At 46.8% G+C, this 17,994-nt stretch carries 17 protein-coding genes and 5 pseudogenes; 7 read left to right on the forward strand and 15 right to left on the reverse strand.

Features of this window, described 5'->3' with window-relative positions:
• Positions 1–16 precede the first annotated feature (16 nt).
• The 6 genes from gltA to sdhC form a co-directional block, all read right to left on the reverse strand.
• Positions 17–1,300, reverse strand: a complete 1,284-nt coding sequence (gene gltA / locus DYE40_RS10885; protein WP_115309123.1) for a citrate synthase — start codon at positions 1,298–1,300, stop codon at positions 17–19.
• A gap of 53 nt (positions 1,301–1,353) precedes the next feature.
• Positions 1,354–1,602 (reverse strand): FAD assembly factor SdhE, encoded by a 249-nt coding sequence (locus DYE40_RS10890; RefSeq protein WP_115309124.1) that lies wholly within the window; start codon positions 1,600–1,602, stop codon positions 1,354–1,356.
• Positions 1,603–1,700: 98 nt separating this feature from the next.
• Positions 1,701–2,408, reverse strand: coding sequence for a succinate dehydrogenase iron-sulfur subunit (locus DYE40_RS10895; RefSeq protein ID WP_115309125.1), 708 nt, complete (start codon positions 2,406–2,408; stop codon positions 1,701–1,703).
• Positions 2,409–2,421: 13 nt separating this feature from the next.
• Positions 2,422–4,185: a succinate dehydrogenase flavoprotein subunit gene (gene sdhA / locus DYE40_RS10900; protein ID WP_115309126.1), complete on the reverse strand. Its 1,764-nt coding sequence runs from the start codon at positions 4,183–4,185 to the stop codon at positions 2,422–2,424.
• An 18-nt stretch (positions 4,186–4,203) separates the two neighbouring features.
• Positions 4,204–4,548 (reverse strand): succinate dehydrogenase, hydrophobic membrane anchor protein, encoded by a 345-nt coding sequence (sdhD, locus tag DYE40_RS10905; protein ID WP_115309127.1) that lies wholly within the window; start codon positions 4,546–4,548, stop codon positions 4,204–4,206.
• Positions 4,542–4,925 (reverse strand): succinate dehydrogenase, cytochrome b556 subunit, encoded by a 384-nt coding sequence (gene sdhC, locus DYE40_RS10910; RefSeq protein WP_115309128.1) that lies wholly within the window; start codon positions 4,923–4,925, stop codon positions 4,542–4,544. Before sdhC ends, sdhD begins: the two co-directional genes overlap by 7 nt.
• Before the next feature lie 473 nt (positions 4,926–5,398).
• Between sdhC and DYE40_RS10915 the strand changes: the two genes are divergently transcribed.
• The 3 genes from DYE40_RS10915 to mltB are packed head-to-tail and all read left to right on the forward strand — an operon-like array spanning position 5,399 to position 7,267.
• A complete protein-coding gene (locus DYE40_RS10915) occupies positions 5,399–5,755 on the forward strand; it encodes a hypothetical protein (protein ID WP_115309129.1) in 357 nt (118 codons plus the stop codon).
• A gap of 4 nt (positions 5,756–5,759) precedes the next feature.
• Positions 5,760–6,194, forward strand: a complete 435-nt coding sequence (locus DYE40_RS10920) for a protein YgfX (protein ID WP_115309130.1) — start codon at positions 5,760–5,762, stop codon at positions 6,192–6,194.
• A complete protein-coding gene (gene mltB / locus DYE40_RS10925) occupies positions 6,191–7,267 on the forward strand; it encodes a lytic murein transglycosylase B (protein ID WP_115309131.1) in 1,077 nt (358 codons plus the stop codon). Before DYE40_RS10920 ends, mltB begins: the two co-directional genes overlap by 4 nt.
• A gap of 81 nt (positions 7,268–7,348) precedes the next feature.
• Here mltB and DYE40_RS10930 read toward each other — a convergent pair whose 3' ends face one another.
• The gene (locus tag DYE40_RS10930; RefSeq protein WP_115309132.1) at positions 7,349–7,639 is read right to left on the reverse strand and encodes a calcium-binding protein; all 291 of its coding nucleotides are present in this window, start codon (positions 7,637–7,639) and stop codon (positions 7,349–7,351) included.
• 346 nt (positions 7,640–7,985) lie between these two features.
• Positions 7,986–9,599 (reverse strand): hypothetical protein, encoded by a 1,614-nt coding sequence (locus DYE40_RS13160; RefSeq protein WP_147286633.1) that lies wholly within the window; start codon positions 9,597–9,599, stop codon positions 7,986–7,988.
• Positions 9,600–10,437: 838 nt separating this feature from the next.
• Here DYE40_RS13160 and DYE40_RS10945 point away from each other — a divergent pair.
• Positions 10,438–11,079, forward strand: coding sequence for an IS1595 family transposase (locus DYE40_RS10945; protein ID WP_115309135.1), 642 nt, complete (start codon positions 10,438–10,440; stop codon positions 11,077–11,079).
• A 35-nt stretch (positions 11,080–11,114) separates the two neighbouring features.
• On the opposite strand, the gene DYE40_RS10950 is transcribed toward DYE40_RS10945, so the two are convergent.
• The 3 genes and pseudogenes from DYE40_RS10950 to DYE40_RS10960 form a co-directional block, all read right to left on the reverse strand.
• On the reverse strand, positions 11,115–11,591 hold the full coding sequence (locus DYE40_RS10950; protein WP_147286634.1) for a hypothetical protein: 477 nt from the start codon (positions 11,589–11,591) through the stop codon (positions 11,115–11,117).
• A pseudogene (locus DYE40_RS10955) lies at positions 11,582–12,293 on the reverse strand (IS1595 family transposase). Before DYE40_RS10955 ends, DYE40_RS10950 begins: the two are co-directional and overlap by 10 nt.
• A gap of 118 nt (positions 12,294–12,411) precedes the next feature.
• Positions 12,412–12,633 (reverse strand): annotated as a pseudogene (locus DYE40_RS10960) (transposase); the annotation flags it as partial.
• Positions 12,634–12,683: 50 nt separating this feature from the next.
• On the opposite strand from DYE40_RS10960, the gene DYE40_RS10965 reads away from it, so the two are divergent.
• Positions 12,684–13,490 (forward strand): integrase core domain-containing protein, encoded by an 807-nt coding sequence (locus DYE40_RS10965; RefSeq protein WP_115308639.1) that lies wholly within the window; start codon positions 12,684–12,686, stop codon positions 13,488–13,490.
• 24 nt (positions 13,491–13,514) lie between these two features.
• Here DYE40_RS10965 and DYE40_RS10970 read toward each other — a convergent pair.
• From DYE40_RS10970 to DYE40_RS10975, 3 genes and pseudogenes are all read right to left on the reverse strand, one after another.
• Positions 13,515–13,949, reverse strand: a pseudogene (locus DYE40_RS10970) (IS1595 family transposase); the annotation flags it as partial.
• Positions 13,950–13,971: 22 nt separating this feature from the next.
• Positions 13,972–14,295 (reverse strand): hypothetical protein, encoded by a 324-nt coding sequence (locus tag DYE40_RS12390; RefSeq protein ID WP_147286635.1) that lies wholly within the window; start codon positions 14,293–14,295, stop codon positions 13,972–13,974.
• 609 nt (positions 14,296–14,904) lie between these two features.
• A pseudogene (locus tag DYE40_RS10975) lies at positions 14,905–15,014 on the reverse strand (IS1595 family transposase); the annotation flags it as partial.
• 85 nt (positions 15,015–15,099) lie between these two features.
• Here DYE40_RS10975 and DYE40_RS10980 point away from each other — a divergent pair.
• Together DYE40_RS10980 and DYE40_RS10985 are read left to right on the forward strand one after the other, a co-directional pair.
• Positions 15,100–15,396 (forward strand): annotated as a pseudogene (locus DYE40_RS10980) (integrase core domain-containing protein); the annotation flags it as partial.
• Positions 15,397–15,445: 49 nt separating this feature from the next.
• Positions 15,446–16,258, forward strand: a complete 813-nt coding sequence (locus DYE40_RS10985) for an NUDIX domain-containing protein (RefSeq protein ID WP_115309137.1) — start codon at positions 15,446–15,448, stop codon at positions 16,256–16,258.
• Positions 16,259–16,561: 303 nt separating this feature from the next.
• Here DYE40_RS10985 and DYE40_RS10990 read toward each other — a convergent pair whose 3' ends face one another.
• Positions 16,562–17,923 carry a PFL family protein gene (locus DYE40_RS10990; RefSeq protein WP_115309138.1) on the reverse strand — a complete coding sequence of 454 codons (1,362 nt, stop codon included), beginning with the start codon at positions 17,921–17,923 and terminating at the stop codon, positions 16,562–16,564.
• Positions 17,924–17,994: the final 71 nt, after the last annotated feature.

Below are 17,994 nucleotides of genomic sequence, written 5' to 3' on the forward strand. Positions count from 1 at the left end.
CTTGTTTTATATCAGATTAGCGTTGATCCAAAGGTACATAATCCCTACGCGGCGCACCTGTATAAAGCTGGCGCGGACGGCCAATCTTCTGCCCAGGATCCGAAATCATTTCATGCCAGTGGGAAATCCAACCTACTGTACGCGCCAAGGCGAAAATCACAGTAAACATGGAAACCGGTATACCCAATGCCGACAAAACGATGCCGGAATAGAAATCAACATTCGGATACAGCTTTTTCTCAATGAAATAGGGATCGTTCAGAGCAATTTTTTCCAACTCCATCGCCAGCTTGAATTTGGGATCGTTTTCCAACCCAAGCTCGCGCAATACTTCGTCGCATGTCTGCTTCATAATGGCTGCACGCGGATCCATATTTTTGTACACCCGGTGTCCGAAGCCCATCAGGCGGTATTTTTTCGCCTTAACGCCCTCCATAAATTCAGCCACACGAGATACGTCTCCGATTTCGTCCAACATATTCAGAACTGCTTCATTCGCTCCGCCGTGCGACGGACCCCACAAGCTGGCAATGCCAGCAGCAATACAGGCAAACGGATTCGCACCTGAGGATCCTGCCAAACGGACAGTAGAAGTAGAGGCATTCTGTTCGTGGTCGGCATGGAGGATGAAGATACGGTCAAGCGCACGAACCAGTACGGGATTGGGAGTATACGCTTCACAAGGCGTGGCAAACATCATATGCATGAAATTTGCCGTGTAAGAGAGGTCGTTTTTCGGATAATTAAACGGCAGGCCGTTTGAATAACGGTAACACATGGCCGCAATGGTGGGGATTTTGGAAATCAGCCGATAGATGGCAACTTTACGATGCTCCGGATCGGAAATTTCCAAACTGTCCTGGTAAAAAGCAGACAAAGCCCCGACCACGCCCACCATCATCGCCATCGGATGCGCATCCCTCCGGAAACCACGGAAAAACCATGTCAGCTGCTCATGTACCATAGTGTGGTGCATCACAGTATCGACAAATTGTTTTTTCTGCTCAGCAGTCGGCAAGTTACCGTAAATCAACAGGTAACAGGTCTCCAAATAATCGCCTTTTTCCGCCAGTTGCTCAATCGGATAGCCGCGATAGTACAGATAACCTTTATCGCCGTCGATAAAGGTAATTTTTGATTCGCAACTTGCAGTGGAAACAAATCCCGGGTCGAATGTGAACATTCCGCTGGCTTTGGTAAATGCGCGGATGTCCACTACATCATTCCCTAACTCTCCTTGCAAAACAGGCAGCTCGATAATTTCTTTACCTGCGATTTCTACTTTAACGGACTGAGACATCTCTTAACTCCTTTATTCTTCTAAATCAAAGTGGGGCTTTCAGACGGCCTCCTTCAATTCCGTCTGATCTTATCCAGCAGCGCCTCAAACTGCGGTTTGTCTGTGGCTTCCTTGCCATTTACCAAAGCGAGAAATTCCTGATCGGGCAAATCAAGGATTTCCACAAACACCGACAGCTCTTCATCGCTAAGATGCCGGAATTCTGTTTCCATGAACCGCGTGAGTACAATATCAAGCTCAAGCAGCCCTCGGCGTGTAAGAAAACGGATACGCCGTTTGGCATTTTCGTCAAATTTTGTCATAAATAAATCAAGATTGGAACGGGTCATGCTTTTTTGTTATCGCTGCCATCAATATTTACAGGCTGTCCGCGCAAAAACACAGACAGCCTGATTAAAGGTTATACAGCCCGTTTCAGCATAATTTCCTTTATCTTACCGATAGCACGCGTCGGATTCAAATGCTTAGGACACGCATCAACACAGTTCATGATTGTGTGGCAACGGAACAAACGGTAAGGATCGTTCAAATTGTCCAAACGTTCGTTGGTTATGGTATCGCGGCTGTCTGCAATAAAACGGTAGGCATTTAAGAGACCGGACGGGCCGACAAATTTGTCGGGATTCCACCAAAACGACGGACAGGACGTAGAGCAGCAAGCGCACAAAATACACTCATACAACCCGTCCAGCTCTTTGCGTTCTTCCTGAGTTTGCAGGCGTTCCTGATTGGGATCTGCCGGCGTGTCATTGACTACATAGGGCTTGATTGAATGATACTGTTTGAAAAACTGCGTCATATCGACAATCAGATCCCTGACAACCGGCAGCCCGGGCAGCGGACGCAATACGATTGGCTGTTTCAAGCTGCGGATATCAGTCAGGCAGGCCAAACCGTTTTTGCCGTTAATGTTCATACCGTCCGATCCGCAAATCCCTTCGCGGCATGAACGGCGGAAAGACAAAGTATCGTCCTGCGCTTTCAGCTTCACAATGGCATCCAGCAGTTTCACATCGCTTGGCTCGATTTCCAATTCGTAGTCTTTCATGTACGGCTTCTCATCCACATCAGGATTATAGCGGTACACGCTCAAACGGATTTTTTCCATGTGTGTATATTCCTCAATAAACGCGTTTTGCCGGTTTGATATATTCCACAGTCAAGGGCTTCGTGTGCACCGGCTTATAAGCCAAACGGTCATCCTCGGTATAAAACAGCGAGTGTTTCATCCAATTCTCATCATCCCGATCCGGATGATCGTCTGATGCGTGCGCACCGCGCGACTCTTTGCGCGCCTCTGCCGCGATCATCGTGGCCTTGGCTACTTCCATCAGATTGTCCAACTCCAAAGCCTCAATACGTGCAGTATTCCAAACCATACTTTTATCGCCGATTTCGGTATTTTTCGAGCGTTCGTATAATTTAAGCACTTTTTCCACGCCGTCTTTTAAAATAGCATCGGTACGGAACACGCCGGCATGAAGCTGGACGGTACGTTGCAACTCGCCACGCAGAGCATCAACTTTCTCTCCATCGGTTTGGTTGTTCAAACGATCCAAACGGCGCTTGGTAAACTCACCAGCATCCTCCGGCAAAGGCTTCCAATCGCTCTGTTCCTGAACATAGGCAATCATACTATCACCTGCCGACTTGCCGAATACAACCAAATCCAACAGCGAATTGGTACCCAACCGGTTTGCACCATGAACAGAAGCACAGGCACACTCGCCTGCCGCATACAATCCTTTTACCGGCTCCTCAAGATTGTTGCCTTTCGGCACAACGACTTCACCGTGATAGTTGGTTGGGATACCTCCCATCATATAATGGGTGGTCGGTACAACCGGAATTGGATCTTTAATCGGGTCGATGCCGGCAAACTGGATGGAAATTTCACGAATCCCCGGCAGTTTTTCCATGATTTTTTCGGCTCCGATATGGTCGATTTTCAATAATACATGGTCTTTGTTTTTACCGCAGCCGCGTCCCTCGTAGATCTCCATTGCCATCGCGCGGGAAACCACATCGCGCGAAGCCAAATCTTTCACAGTCGGGGCATAACGCTCCATAAAGCGTTCTCCCTGCGCATTGAGTAAAATACCGCCTTCGCCGCGCACGCCTTCCGTAATCAATACGCCAGCACCGGCTACACCGGTCGGATGAAACTGCCAAAATTCCATATCTTCCAAAGGAATACCCGCACGGGCACAGATACCCAAGCCGTCTCCGGTATTCATAAACGCGTTGGTAGACGAAGCATAAATACGCCCCGCACCGCCAGTAGCAAACAATACTGCTTTGGCATGGAAAATATAAACATCGCCTGTTTCCATTTCCATCACAGTAACGCCCAACACATCGCCATCTTCATTACGGATTAAATCCAACGCCGTCCACTCGACAAAAAACTGAGTATTAGCGCGGACATTCTGTTGGTACAGCGTATGCAGCATAGCATGACCGGTACGGTCGGCCACCGCGCAAGCACGCTCAACCGCACGTTTGCCGTGTTCCGCCGTATGTCCGCCAAACGGCCGCTGATAGATTTTGCCGCTCTCGACACGGTCAAACGGCATACCCATATGTTCCAGCTCGATTACAGCTTCGGGGGCTGCACGGCACATAAACTCAATCGCGTCCTGATCGCCCAGCCAGTCCGAACCCTTTACGGTATCGTACATATGCCAATCCCAGCGGTCTTCCTGCACATTACCAAGCGAAGCGGAAATACCTCCCTGCGCGGCGACAGTATGGGAACGCGTTGGAAATACTTTGGACAGCACGGCAGTATTCAGGCCTGCTTTGGAAAGTTGCAAAGCGGCACGCAAACCCGCACCGCCGCCGCCGACAATAACGGCATCAAATTTTCGAATAGGAAAGCTCATTATCTACTCACTCCATGCTTACCAAATGACTTTAAACGAATAAACCGCACACATTACCAGCCAGACAATAGTGGCGCAGTGCAGGGTCAGGCGCAGGCCGAAAGACTTGACATAGTCCATCCACAGATCGCGGATACCTACCCACGCATGAAGTAGCAACGCAAACAGAGTGGTTTGAGTAAAGACTTTTACCCATGTTTTTCCGAAAAAAGCCTGCCATTGGGAATAATCCTCCGCTCCCGCCATACCGATCAGAAACAGGAGAAACACTACCGCATAAATAAGCATAATAACGGCGGTAATGCGCTGCGCCGCCCAATCACGCAGACCATAGTGCGCTCCCGTTAGTTTGCGGTCTACCATAATGCAACCCCCAAAACCAAAGTCATCGAAAGCGAAACAGCCAAAACCAGCTTGGCGGTTTTACGGCAGGTCTGCAACTCCAAACCTTTGTGCGCATCCAATAACAGAAAGCGGACACCCGCGCACAGATGGTGCAGGAATGCCCACAATACACCGATCAAAATCAGCTTGACCAAAGGATGGGAGGCTACTGCCTTATATGAAACAAAAGATTCTCCACTGCCGAGCGAGCCGTCAAGCAGCATCAGCAACACGGGAATCATCAGGAACATAATCACACCGCTGGCGCGATGCAGAATGGAGACTATACCCGGCACCGGCAGCACGCGAACCAATACGGGTATCTCCAAGAATACAGGCCGTTTTTTCGTCTGCATTACGATTCCTCTTTAAAATGATAATATTTTTCTCAAAAACAAAACCAAACAAATGCAGCCTGTCAGACTGCATTCGACTACTTCGCCAGTAATTTACCTTGTTTGTCCCGGCTTGGGTAGTCTTTTCACTATTTTTTTTAATCTGTTTTTACAAGGAAATTACAAATAAAAACAATTATAAAATATAAATTTATAATTTTCTTTAAATTTCATAATGTTACATGAAACTACCTGTATTTTAACGAGCCAGTTATCCGTATGGCAAATGATTTATCTTCCTATATTTTTTAATGGCTTAATGGCAGCCCGGCAGTTTATGCTCCGGTTTCTGTCGCAACGGAGATTTTTCAGACGGCCAAAATGCGGCGGATATTCCGGCACGGACAAACATGGCAGCTCAAATCTCTGCTGGGCAGAATAAAATCCCCGTGTTTGTATTACAATCCGCAGCTTCCATACCAAAGGACATTCCGATGTATTTTGTAGACCGCACCGCCGTGGTGCTGAAACCGACACAAAAATTTCTCGACTGGCTCAAATCCACCGACGACAGCCTGCCCGAACTGACGCTGGCACAGATACGCAGCAACTGTTCGGTATTTCTCGTTCCAGAAGCCGATACTCCCGAAGCCGTGATCGGCTATTTCGGCGAACGCAGCCGACAGATTTTCGAAGCCGAAATATCTTCATGGGAAGTGGAGCACAAAGACTGGCCGCAAGATATGGGCGTGCAGGCGTTTTGGGAGTTTTTCGAAGTCGAAATCCATGATGCCGTATTCGATTTGGAACAGGCGGACATCAAAATCCGCTCCGTGTTAGACAACATATAAAACAATGCAGCCCTTTTGTGTCCGCATCCGTCCGTCGCTCAGTCTGGCGGCATTGTCGCTGCTGCTCCACGCGGCGGCTTTTACCATTTGCGCCGTATGGTTTTACGGTGCGCAACGAGCTTTCGGCTTAGCTGCGCTGGCCTTGTCGCTGGCACACAGCCTGCGCGCGGTATCCGGCAGGCGCAATGCGGTGGAAGAAATCCACATCGGCACGAAAGGACATTCCTCGCTGAAACTGAAAAACAATGCGGAACTTGTCCCCGCCCAACTGCTCGACGACAGCCTCGTCCATCCTTACGCCTGCTTTTTAAAATGGCGCATCGGCGAACGGACTTTCCGCCAATGTATCCCTGCCGATGCCGCAGATGCCGAATCCTACCGCCGCCTTACCGTTTGGGTGCGCTACGGCCAACCGAGAAAGGAAAAACAAACACAATGAAAAACAAACTGACCCTATTGTCCGCCGCCTTGATACTGGCCGCCTGCTCAACCGAACAGCCGCCCGCACCGGCAGGCGAATCCGTCGCCCAAACTGTCGCCCCGCAGCCGAAAATGCCCGAATTCGACCCTTCCGCCGCTCCCGTATCGCAAGTGGGCTTCAACGGCAACGACAACGTGCGGCGGTTCGTCGAAAGCGAAGCACAAAACGGCCGTTACAGCCGCAACGAATTGCAGACGTTTTTCAACGGTGCGGTGTACAAAAGCAACATCATCAGCATCATGAACCGTCCCGGCACTTCCCGCCCGTGGTATGAATTTCAAAAAAGCAATGCCGGCTCGGCCAAAATTTCAGACGGCCGCAACTTCTATATGCGCCACCGCCAGGTTCTTGAACAAATCTCACGCGAGTACGGCGTACCGGCCGAAGTCATCGCCGCCGTTATCGGCATCGAAACCAACTACGGCCGCAACATGGGCAGCTTCCGCCTTGCCGACTCGCTCTCCACCCTTGCCTTCGACTACCCGCGCCGCGCCGGCTTCTTCCAAAAAGAACTGCACGAAATGCTGCTGATGGCCAAAGAAGAAAACCAAGATCCGTTTTGGTTTGCCGGCAGCTACGCCGGCGCAATGGGTCTGCCCCAATTCATGCCGTCCAGCTACCGCAAATGGGCGGTGGACTACGACCGCGACGGCCGCCGCGACATTTGGGGCAGCGTACCCGATGCGGCTGCCTCCGTTGCCAACTACTTAAAAGCGCACGGCTGGAAAACCGGCGGCAGAATGGTTGTCCCCGTCCTGCTCACGCCATCGCCACAGATACAGGCCGTTATCGACGAAAAAACCGAGTTGAAACACACCGTCGGCGAACTGAGGGCAATGGGCGTAGAAATTCAGACACCCATAGCCGACCACGAACGTGCCATCCTCTACCGCCTCGAAGTCTCGCCCGGCCTTTACGAATACTACATCGGCCTCAACAACTTCTACGCCGTTTGGCAGTACAACCACAGCCGCATGTACGTTACCGCCGTGCGCGACATCGCCAACGGCATCGGCGCAGATAATCTGTAAACCGCCCTCTGTCCTTTCTCCCAATTGATAAAAGGCCGTCTGAAAAACATTTTTCAGACGGCCTTTGAGCTTTTCAACCCATTAAAGCAGCGTTGCGGCCAGCAAAGGCGGTTGCGGTTGCCCTGAGACGGAAGCAGGGGACGATGCCGCACCCGACTGTACACCGAATACAGCCATCGACTGTACCAAGTTGTCCGCCATTTGGGTGTATTTGGCAAAATCCGTCGATTGGACGGTCTTGCCGGCAAATCGGAAGCGTTCAATACCGTTGCCGTTGAAGAAACCGTCTATCTGCACCGAATCCGCTTTGTTTTTAGTTTGCAGAACCAAACTTGATCCACTTTTGAAAAAGTCCGTATCGGCCAGTTTCAAATAGACTCATCAGCAGGGTATCGGGGTCATTTTGTTGCCGTAGGGCATGACTTATTCTTACTAAGGAAAAATTTACAATAAATTTTTTTTGATTGTCTGAGTTAAGGAAGTTACTACTATTTAATACAATAAAATAAAATTTCTATTTAAAATTATTAAATTATACATTTATGTAAAATATCTAAAATTTAGAGATACCATAACACACATATATATTATATATATATCAACATACCTAATATAATTAACATAATATTAATATCCTGTACTATTATTAGCTGTACAAATCCCTCTACTTATTTACCTCTAAAAATCTTTATTATTAAGCATAATTTAAGCTAAATAATCAATTTATTAAGCTGAAACGCTGGCTGTTTTGGCAGTATCCGGGATCGGTTTTCGCCCACTTCCGAATCAGGCCGTCCAGTTGTTTCATCTGCTCCTGTTTGGTTTGGGCGGCGGAATAGGCGGACAGCACTTTGCCCAAAGCTCCCGAAAGGGCGGCGGCCTCGCGCAGATCGCGCAGGCGGCCGATGCCGTGCAGATTGGCAGCCTGTGCCTGTTTGTCCGTCAGTTTTACAGGGTTGGCATAACGGCTGTATAAGGTATCGGCCTGCAACAGGATGTCGCCCATCTGTGCGGTTTTGCCGTCGGTTTTGGTATAGCTGCCGTTTTGGGCAAGTGTATTGCCGTTGCCGAGTACGGTACGGGTATTCTGGTAGGCCAGATTGAAGGATTTGATTTTGAGGGAGGCGGCTGTGAACAGTTCGCCGGATTGGCTGATGCCGTCCTGGTTGAGGTCGCGCCAAACGCGCAGTTGGGAGAAGATTTTGTCTTTTGCATCAATCACGCCGTCTTTGTTGCCGTCGTGCTGGGCGAGTGCGGCAAAGCCGTGTGCGGCTTTTTTGCCGCCGGAGAGGGCGGTGTTGTCGCCAAACAGTTCCGTGCCGTTATCGATACGGCCGTTGCCGTTTTTGTCCCAAACCAAAAAGCCGTCGTCGGATGCCAACCAGCCGCCTGCGGTGCGGATACCGTCGTTGTCGTGGTCGAACAGGCTGCCTGCAAAACCGTTGGCGGCGACTGTTTCGATGCCGTCGCCGTCAAGATCGAGAACCAGAGGATCAACAATGTGGTATTTGTCGGTACGGAAAGGGAGTTTTACCCACGGTGCCCAGCATTGGTGGCCATCGTCGTACCAGCCTTGTTCTTTATTTTTCGGGAATAAACTCTCCCATTGTTCTTTTGCCCTATTGAGCTGATCTTCAAGAAAATTTTGAAGGGTTTTTATTGACTCCTGTGCTTGATTAATAACTTCTTGAACAATTTTTTCGGTTTCTTCAATGCTGTCGGAAGTTTTCTCCACTGCTTTTTCATAAATACCAAAAACTTCATTTTTATATTTACTAAATGAAGAATTCATTTGTTGCTTCCAAATCTCAGATAAATCTCCCACTTTGGGTAATAATTTCGCATTTTGAGGGTTAGAGCTTTGAAGAACCCAAGCATCATTCCCTGTCGAAGACATCATATATGCAGTTGAACTCATTGCAGTCCCCCTAAGACCAATCTCTGTGCCCGCACCAAAAATGGGAACTCCCACTCCTTCTGGTGCCAATGCAATCCCTATTGATTCTATACCATCTTCTGCCAAACTCGTTACCGATCCTGCCAAAGATAATAAATCAGACAAAGCAACACCTTCATTACGTACAATTTTTTGCGACACACTTGCGACCGAAGCTAGAACAGAAGCAATCGAAAAAGGCAGCCCTGCCGGACCAGGGAGGACACTAGACATCCCAGTTAAAGCAGCTACTATAGCAGTAATATCTTTTTCATTTACTGCCTTTTGTAGATTTTGAAAATTTACTCCAGCATCAACACTCCTCCTTGAAGCCTGAATAAATTTTACAGCATCATAAATTTTATTTTGACTTGATACTTGCATCATTTTACCCATTCCCAACAATCCTTATATCAGATGAAATTAAAAAATAATAATGAGAGATATTGCAAATATTAATGCAGCATTAATGAATAATAGATTATAGAAAAACATTGCCCATTTTGCTTTTTTATTACCTTCTTCGCTCAACTCTTTTACTTTATACCAAACAATAATTGTATTACGTCTAAGATTATCTGGAATAAGTTTTTTTGCCTCCGAACTAAAATAATGATACAAGCTTAAAAGAATAAAAAAGCTAATATAAAATATTTTTAATAAAATCATAATTTAGCACACCAAAGCAGATAAATTATAGTTACATACTATGCTTATTCATAACTACGGAGGAGCAATTCGATGCTTTGGCATAATACATAACAACTGGACAATACATGACAAGCCAGAGCTTGACTATTAGCCAGTTCCCGTATCTCCTGATTCGACACTTCGAGACTAACCAATTTTTCAGAAAATACAGCCATAATTCAATCCTTAAATAAAAATTACATGATTAATTAAAAAAACTTCTATTAAAAAATAAATTATGTTTAGCAGAAATACATAAACAAATTAAAGAAAAAAGCACCAATCAAAAAAATAAAAAAATAATCTTATGTATATAAACTTTAAATTTCTCCTGCCTTAACTCGTTATTAAAAAAATCCTCATCTCGAATAAAATGATACATACTAGATTTATCTTTTTCTTTAAAACCTCCATTTACTAGCAATCCTACAATATTAAGCCTAGAATCTTCAAATATTTCAATAATTTTAACATTATATACAATTAATTTTTTATTATAAAATTTGGGGCTGTACTAGATAAGCAGTCATGATAGACTGCAAAAATGAAGATAACCTATTGTAAACTAAAAAAGAGTATCCAAAGAAAACTCCTTCAATTTTTTGTACTCGAAGTTGCCGCCCGTTCTGCTGCCGATTTATTAGGCATCCACCCCAATTCAGCAGCACTGTTTTACCGCAAAATTCGTGAAGTCATCAGCTACTATCTTTCATTGGAAGCTGACGCTGTTTTTGATGGAGCTGTCGAATTAGATGAAAGCTATTTCGGTGGGCATCGCAAAGGCAAACGGGGGCGCGGAGCAGCGGGAAAAGTGGCGGTATTTGGTATTCTTAAACGGGGTGGGAAGGTTTATACCGTGGTTGTTAAGAATGCCAAAATAGAAACCTTACTTCCTGTTATCACAAGAAAAATCATGCCTGACAGCATTGTTTATACCGATTGTTTAAGCAGCTATGACGTGTTGGATGTAAGTGGTTTTACCCACCACCGCATCAACCACAGCAAGCTGTTTGCCGACAGACAAAACCACATCAACGGCATTGAGAATTTTTGGAATCAGGCAAAACGGGTTCTGCGAAAATATAACGGAATTGACCGTAAATCTTTCCCTCTTTTCTTGAAAGAATGTGAGTTTCGTTTTAACTTTGGCACACCGTCTGAGCAGCTTAAAGTGCTGCGTCGGTAGTGTAAATTTAGAGCTGATCTATTACACTCCCTAATTTAAATCTTTTTAAAAAATAAAAAAATAGAAATTAATAAAAAGATTAAAGATAGTTTAAAACTAAAAATTGAATCAGATGCTAAAATAAATAAAAGATTATCTTCCTTGGGTTTAAATCTATTATTTTTATAATAATTATTTCCGTCATGATATTCTAATATCACCCCATTTAAAAAATCTGTCTCATCCTCTTTATTCAACAACACTCTCACATTATTTATATTTTTCTCTGCACCAATATTATACCACTTACAAATATCCTCCACTCCATAACAAGATAACCAATACCTCCTTTCATTTGCCTTTAACTTAATCTTTCTCCCTCCTTTATTTGTTGATACTAGTGTAATAGTACCCTCGTCGAATACTTTTTCTTTTTCATGAAATCTAAAACCATAAGGTATAAAAAAAATAAAAGAGAGAAACATACAAAACAAGCAATTAAATAATGAAAATTTATAATACTTTAATACCATACCATACTGTTTTTAAAATAAGTGATAATAATATTTGAGGCCATCCTATATAATTGGAAAAAATCCGATTTTACCAATTGTTTTAAAATGTAAATTTGAACTTTTATCTCACTGTTGTTAAAACGCCATTCGCACTCCTTCAAATACAGCTCAAAATGCTCTTTGGGAATGCCGTTAAACTTACGCAAATGCCGTTTTGCCTGACTCCAAAAGTTCTCAATTCCGTTAATGTGATTGTGCTTTTTGGCAACATGTGTGCTGTGGTTAATGCGGAAATGATTGAACTCACTCACGTCCAACACGTCATAGCCTTTATGGCAATCCGTGTAAACAATGCTGTCAGGCTTAACCTGTTCGCAGATAATGGGCAGTAATGTTGCTGCCTCGTATTAGGTACGGCAACGGTGTAAACCTTGCCATTGTGCTTTAACAGCCGAATACTGCAGTTTTGCCAGCAGCTCCGCGACCGCGTTTGCCTTTGTAGTGTCCGCCGAAATAGCTCTCATCTGCTTCTACTTCGCCGTCAAACATTTCTAAGTGGCGGCTGTTTTGGTAAATAAGCAGGCGTAAACGGTGGAAGTAATAGGCTGCGGTGTTTTTGTTGACGTTCGCCAATTGGGCAGCCGTGCGGGCGGTTACACCTGCAACGAAAAGTTCAATTAGTTTGTTTTGCTTGTACTGGCTTAGACGACTTTTTCTCATGGGGGAAATTCTAAATTATGTGGAATTTCCTGAGTTATCTAGGACAGTCCCTTAAATTATCATAAACGTAGGTAATACAATTATTTTCAATTAAATTAGGGGCTGTACTAGATAAGCCCTAAATTTCACACCACCGACGCAGCACTTTAAGCTGCTCGGACGGTGTACCAAAGTTAAAACGAAACTCACATTCTTTCAAGAAAAGAGGGAAAGATTTACGGTCAATTCCGTTATATTTTCGCAGAACCCGTTTTGCCTGATTCCAAAAATTCTCAATGCCGTTGATATGGTTTTGTCTGTCGGCAAACAGCTTGCTGTGGTTGATGCGGTGGTGGGTAAAATGTAGAAACCCCTAGCGTTGTTTACAGTATTTCAAGGAAAATACCGTAAATGAACATCCACAAAAACACCCGCCTCGTCCCACACGACCGCCAAGCCATCTGGCTCGCCTACACACAGAACAAAGAAAGCGTTACTTCATTAGCACAACGCTTTATGGTCAGCCGTACCACCATCTATCGTGTGCTCAAAGCCGCACGAGTCCAATTACTTGTGCCGCAGAACAGCACCAACAATCGCTTCAAGCAGGCCTATTACGGAATGCGCCGTTTAGCCAAAGTGGAACGCGCCATCCAAGAGAGGCTTAAAAAACAAGCCAAACGCTACAACAAGTCTTATCCCGGCGAGATGGTTCATGTAGACACCAAACGCCTGCCGTTGCTCAAAGGGCAGAGAGTTAGCGACAAACGCGATTACCTGTTTGTTGCCATTGATGACTTCTCACGAGAGCTATACGCGGCTATCTTGCCCGACAAAACGGCAAACAGTGCCGCCGTGTTTCTTAATGAACACGTTATCAAACCCTGTCCGTATCTAATTGAATGCATCTATTCGGACAACGGCAGCGAGTACAAAGGTGCAGCCAATCATGCGTTTGGCGTTGCCTGTTTTGAGAACGGCATCAATCAGAAGTTTACCCGTCCTGCCCGTCCGCAGACCAACGGCAAAGCCGAAAGGGTAATACGGACGATTATGGAGATGTGGCACGACAAACAGCAGTTTGACAGCCCTAGTCATCGGCAGAAAGAGCTGTGCCGCTTTGTGAATTTCTACAATACCGTGAAGCCGCACAGCAGCCTGAAAGGGGATACGCCTTTTGAGGTGTTGCAGGCTTATTTTTCCCAACCTGTTGTGTAAACAACGCTGTTGATTTCTACAGGTAAAACCACTTACATCCAACACGTCATAGCTGCTTAAACAATCGGTATAAACAATGCTGTCAGGCATGATTTTTCTTGTGATAACAGGAAGTAAGGTTTCTATTTTGGCATTCTTAACAACCACGGTATAAACCTTCCCACCCCGTTTAAGAATACCAAATACCGCCACTTTTCCCGCTGCTCCGCGCCCCCGTTTGCCTTTACGATGCCCACCGAAATAGCTTTCATCTAATTCGACAGCGCCATCAAAAACAGCGTCAGCTTCCAATGAAAGATAGTAGCTGATGACTTCACGAATTTTGCGGTAAAACAGTGCTGCTGAATTGGGGTGGATGCCCAATAAATCGGCAGCAGAACGGGCGGTAACTTCGAGTACAAAAAATTGAAGGAGTTTTTTTTGGATACTCTTTTTTAGTTTACAATGGGTTATCTTCATTTTTGCAGTCTATCATGACTGCTTATCTAGTACAGCCCCTTAAATTATACTGACCTTTCCCATAGCCATATTTTTCGGGATGTTCTCCCATTTCTACAATAGCACGATACTGTTCTTCTGAAATTATTACCATCCTAGTAGAATGCACCTCCCCAGAATCTCCACTATGATAATTTAAACTATCTTCTTCTGTAACACCATTAGGTGTATGACCATATGAGGTAGCTACGCCATTTGAATTTTTAACTGTTAACCAAGCATGCCCGAAAACTGATCTCCCTATTGAGCGATCACGATTATTTGATAACGCTTCAGCTGTATGAATTTCAAGAGTATAAGTTCCCACAATCTAAATCCTTTATTTACGCGGCCTAGTTTCAAAAAAAGTTAAATATACAGGTAGTTCATAAACTCTGTCAAGTCATTTATATTTTGTATCTCTATTTTTACTTGCTCTCCTTTATTATATCTTTTTGTTTTTATATCATACACCAAATAAGGATTACGGATATATTTTGCCTCTATCGGTTGAACGATAGAATAATCAATAATGTTTTGATATTTTTTATTTAAAATAGTATATCTAACCTTAAATTTATCTTTAAATTCATTGCTATGAAGAATTTCTGTAATTCTCCAATCTGGAAAATTAGTTTTTTAGCCAAATCCACTCCTTCATATCGAATATTAATGCCAATGCAATATAATCCATCATGCGGAATAACCAATTCCATAGAACATTTTTGATCTTTTTTTTAAGATACATGATGCAGATTGAATTGGATCCGAATTAACTTTTTTAATTAATGATTCATATAATAATATATAATAAAAAACTATTATTAAAATAATTAATATAATAATTAGACCAAACCATGTAAAAATTTTTTTTAATGACATCTCTGTTAAATTTCTATCCAGTTGATATTTTATTTGGGACTGTACTAGATAAGCCTTAAATCCCACACCACCGACGCAGCACTTTAAAAGCTGCTCAGACGGTGTACCAAAGTTAAAACAAAATTCGTATTCTTTCAAGAAAAACGGGAAACATTTACGGTCGATGTAGAAATCCCTAGCGTTGCTTACAGTATTTCAAGGACAATACCGTAAATGAACATCCACAAAAACACCCGCCTCGTCCCACATGACCGCCAAAAGTAGCGCAAAATTCCTGAGTGAACACGTTATCAAACTCTGCCCGTATCTGATTGAATGCATCTATTCGGACAACGGCAGCGAGTACAAAGGCTCGGCCAATCATGCGTTTGGCGTTGCCTGTTTTGAGAACGGTATCAATCAGAAATTTACCCGCCCTGCCCATCCGCAAACCAACGGCAAAGCCGAAAGGGTAATACGGACGATTATGGAGATGTGGCACGACAAACAGCATTTTGACAGCCCCGAACACGGTCAGAAAGAGCTGTACCACTTTGTTAATTTCTACATTCAGACAGCCTACAAACCAATCCGATGACAGACACCAAGAAGCAGCCATGAACGCAAAAGACACCCGCCAACTGATTGAAGTCGTTGCCGGCATCGTCTCGAACGATGCCGGCGAATATCTCCTCTCCTCCCGTCCCGAGGGAAAACCCTACGCGGGCTACTGGGAGTTTGCCGGCGGCAAGAGCGAGGCGGGCGAAACCCCGTTTGCCGCCCTGCAGCGCGAGTTTGCCGAAGAGCTGGACATCCGCATCTGCCACGCCCTGCCCTGGCTGGTGAAAACCCATTCTTACGAACACGCCCGTGTGCGCCTGCGCTTTTTCCGCGTACCCGCAGACGGCTGGACGGGCAGCATACAGGCTAGGGAAGGCCAGCAATGGGCATGGCAGAAGGCAGGAGCATTTACCGTTTCCCCCATGCTGCCTGCCAACGGCGCACTACTCAAAGCCCTGTCCGTCCCCACGGAGCTTGAAGGCCGTCTGAAAGACGGCTTTCGCGGCGCAAATGGCGCAGGCATATACCGCGTCATACCGCTCGCCCGCGCCGGTGCAGACGACAAAAATCTGCTGCTCACGGCAGACGAATACCGCGCCCGCAGCAGCATCCTGCCTGCCGCCGACAGCCTGTGGCTGGCCGTGGATACCGCGCAAGAGTTCGCCCGCGTACAGGATGCCGCCGATGTCGCCGTTTGGCGTGTTACCGATACCGCCGCCGCGCACAGCGTGCTGGATGTATTGCAAAATGGTGTCTCCGTCCCGCTGGTTGTTTCCGCCACGCCCGCCCTTGCCGCGCAATTCCGCACAGCCTGGCTCGAAGCCGGAGCGCAGGCGGTGGCGGAAGGCGAAAGCGGGTTGGAAAACTGAAAACACGCCTGCCCTGCCCAAACCGAAACCTTTACAAGACCCTTCCCGCCTTCATTCCCGTGTAGGCGGGAATTTTCTTTGATGTTATGAATACTTTGTAAAAACAATATATTGACTCAAGAAAAAGAAGATTTCAGCCTGTACAGGAGTAACGGATTGAGGGCGGATTCGAGGTTTGGCAAAGGTTCCAAGCTGTTTTCAGACGGCCTCCGTTTCCTTATCCGCCTGCGCAGCCGCCGCACAAAAAAATACAGGCGCAGCCAAAGGCGCGCCTGCTTAATACGGCAAAGGCCGTCTGAAACCTTAGTTTTTCAAGGCCTGCACCGGCGCGGGAATGCGTCCGCCGCGTTTGACGAAGACTTCACACGAGCCGTCTTTCACCGGCATGATGGGCGCGTAGCCGAGCAATCCGCCAAATTCGACGCTTTCGCCCACGTCTTTGCCGGGTACGGGAATGATGCGCACGGCGGTGGTTTTGCTGTTGATCATGCCGATGGCCGCTTCGTCGGCGATGATGCCGCTGATGGCGGCGGCGGAGGTGTGGCCGGGTACGGCAACCATGTCGAGGCCGACGGAGCAGACGGCGGTCATGGCTTCGAGTTTGTCCAGCGTGAGCACGCCCGATTCTGCGGCGGCAATCATGCCTTCGTCTTCGGATACGGGGATGAATGCGCCGGAGAGGCCGCCCACCGCGCTGCTGGCCATCATGCCGCCTTTTTTCACTGCGTCGTTTAAGAGTGCGAGTGCGGCTGTGGTGCCGTGTGTGCCGCATACGCTCAAGCCCATCGCTTCCAAAATGCGGGCAACCGAATCGCCGACGGCGGGTGTGGGTGCGAGCGACAAGTCTAAGATGCCGAAGGGAATGCCCAGCCGTTTGGCTGCTTCCTGGCCGATGAGTTCGCCGACACGGGTGATTTTAAACGCGGTTTTTTTCACGGTTTCGGCGATGGCGGTCAAATCTGCGTCGGCCGGGCAGTTTTCCAAAGCAGCCTGCACCACGCCCGGGCCGGATACGCCGACATTGAGCATCACATCGCCTTCGCCCGCGCCGTGGAACGCGCCGGCCATAAACGGGTTGTCGTCCACTGCGTTGCAAAACACGACGATTTTGGCGCAGCCGAAGCCTTCGGGCGTGGTGTCGGCGGTGTGCTTGATGGTTTCGCCCATCAGCCGCACCGCGTCCATATTGATGCCGGCACGGGTGCTGCCGATGGCTACCGAGCTGCACACGATGTCGGTGGTGCGCATCGCTTCGGGTATCGAGCGGATCAGAGTTTGCGCCGAGGGAGAGATGCCTTTTTGCACCAGCGCGGAAAAGCCGCCGATAAACGACACGCCGATGGCTTTGGCGGCTTTGTCGAGTGTTTGGGCGATGGAAACATAGCTGTCTGCGCCTGTGGCTGCGGCGATTTGGGCAATCGGCGTTACCGAGATGCGCTGGTTGACAATCGGCACGCCGTATTTGGCCGACAAAAATTGCGCGGTGGATACCAAGTCTTTGCCGACGCGGGTGATTTTGTTGAAGATATTTTGGTTGAGCGTGTCGAGATCGGGTGAGATGCAGTCGTGCAGGTCGATGCCGATGGTGAGCGTGCGTACGTCAAAATTCTGGTCGGCAACCATGCGCACGGTTTCGAGAATTTCGGCGGATTGGAATTGGGGCATAAGGTGTTCCTGTCTGGTTCGGAGGGATGGGGAATGGCAGATGCCGTCTGAAAACGGGTTTTCAGACGGCC

The organism is Kingella potus (genome assembly GCF_900451175.1).
In the GTDB taxonomy this organism is placed as follows: domain Bacteria; phylum Pseudomonadota; class Gammaproteobacteria; order Burkholderiales; family Neisseriaceae; genus Neisseria; species Neisseria potus.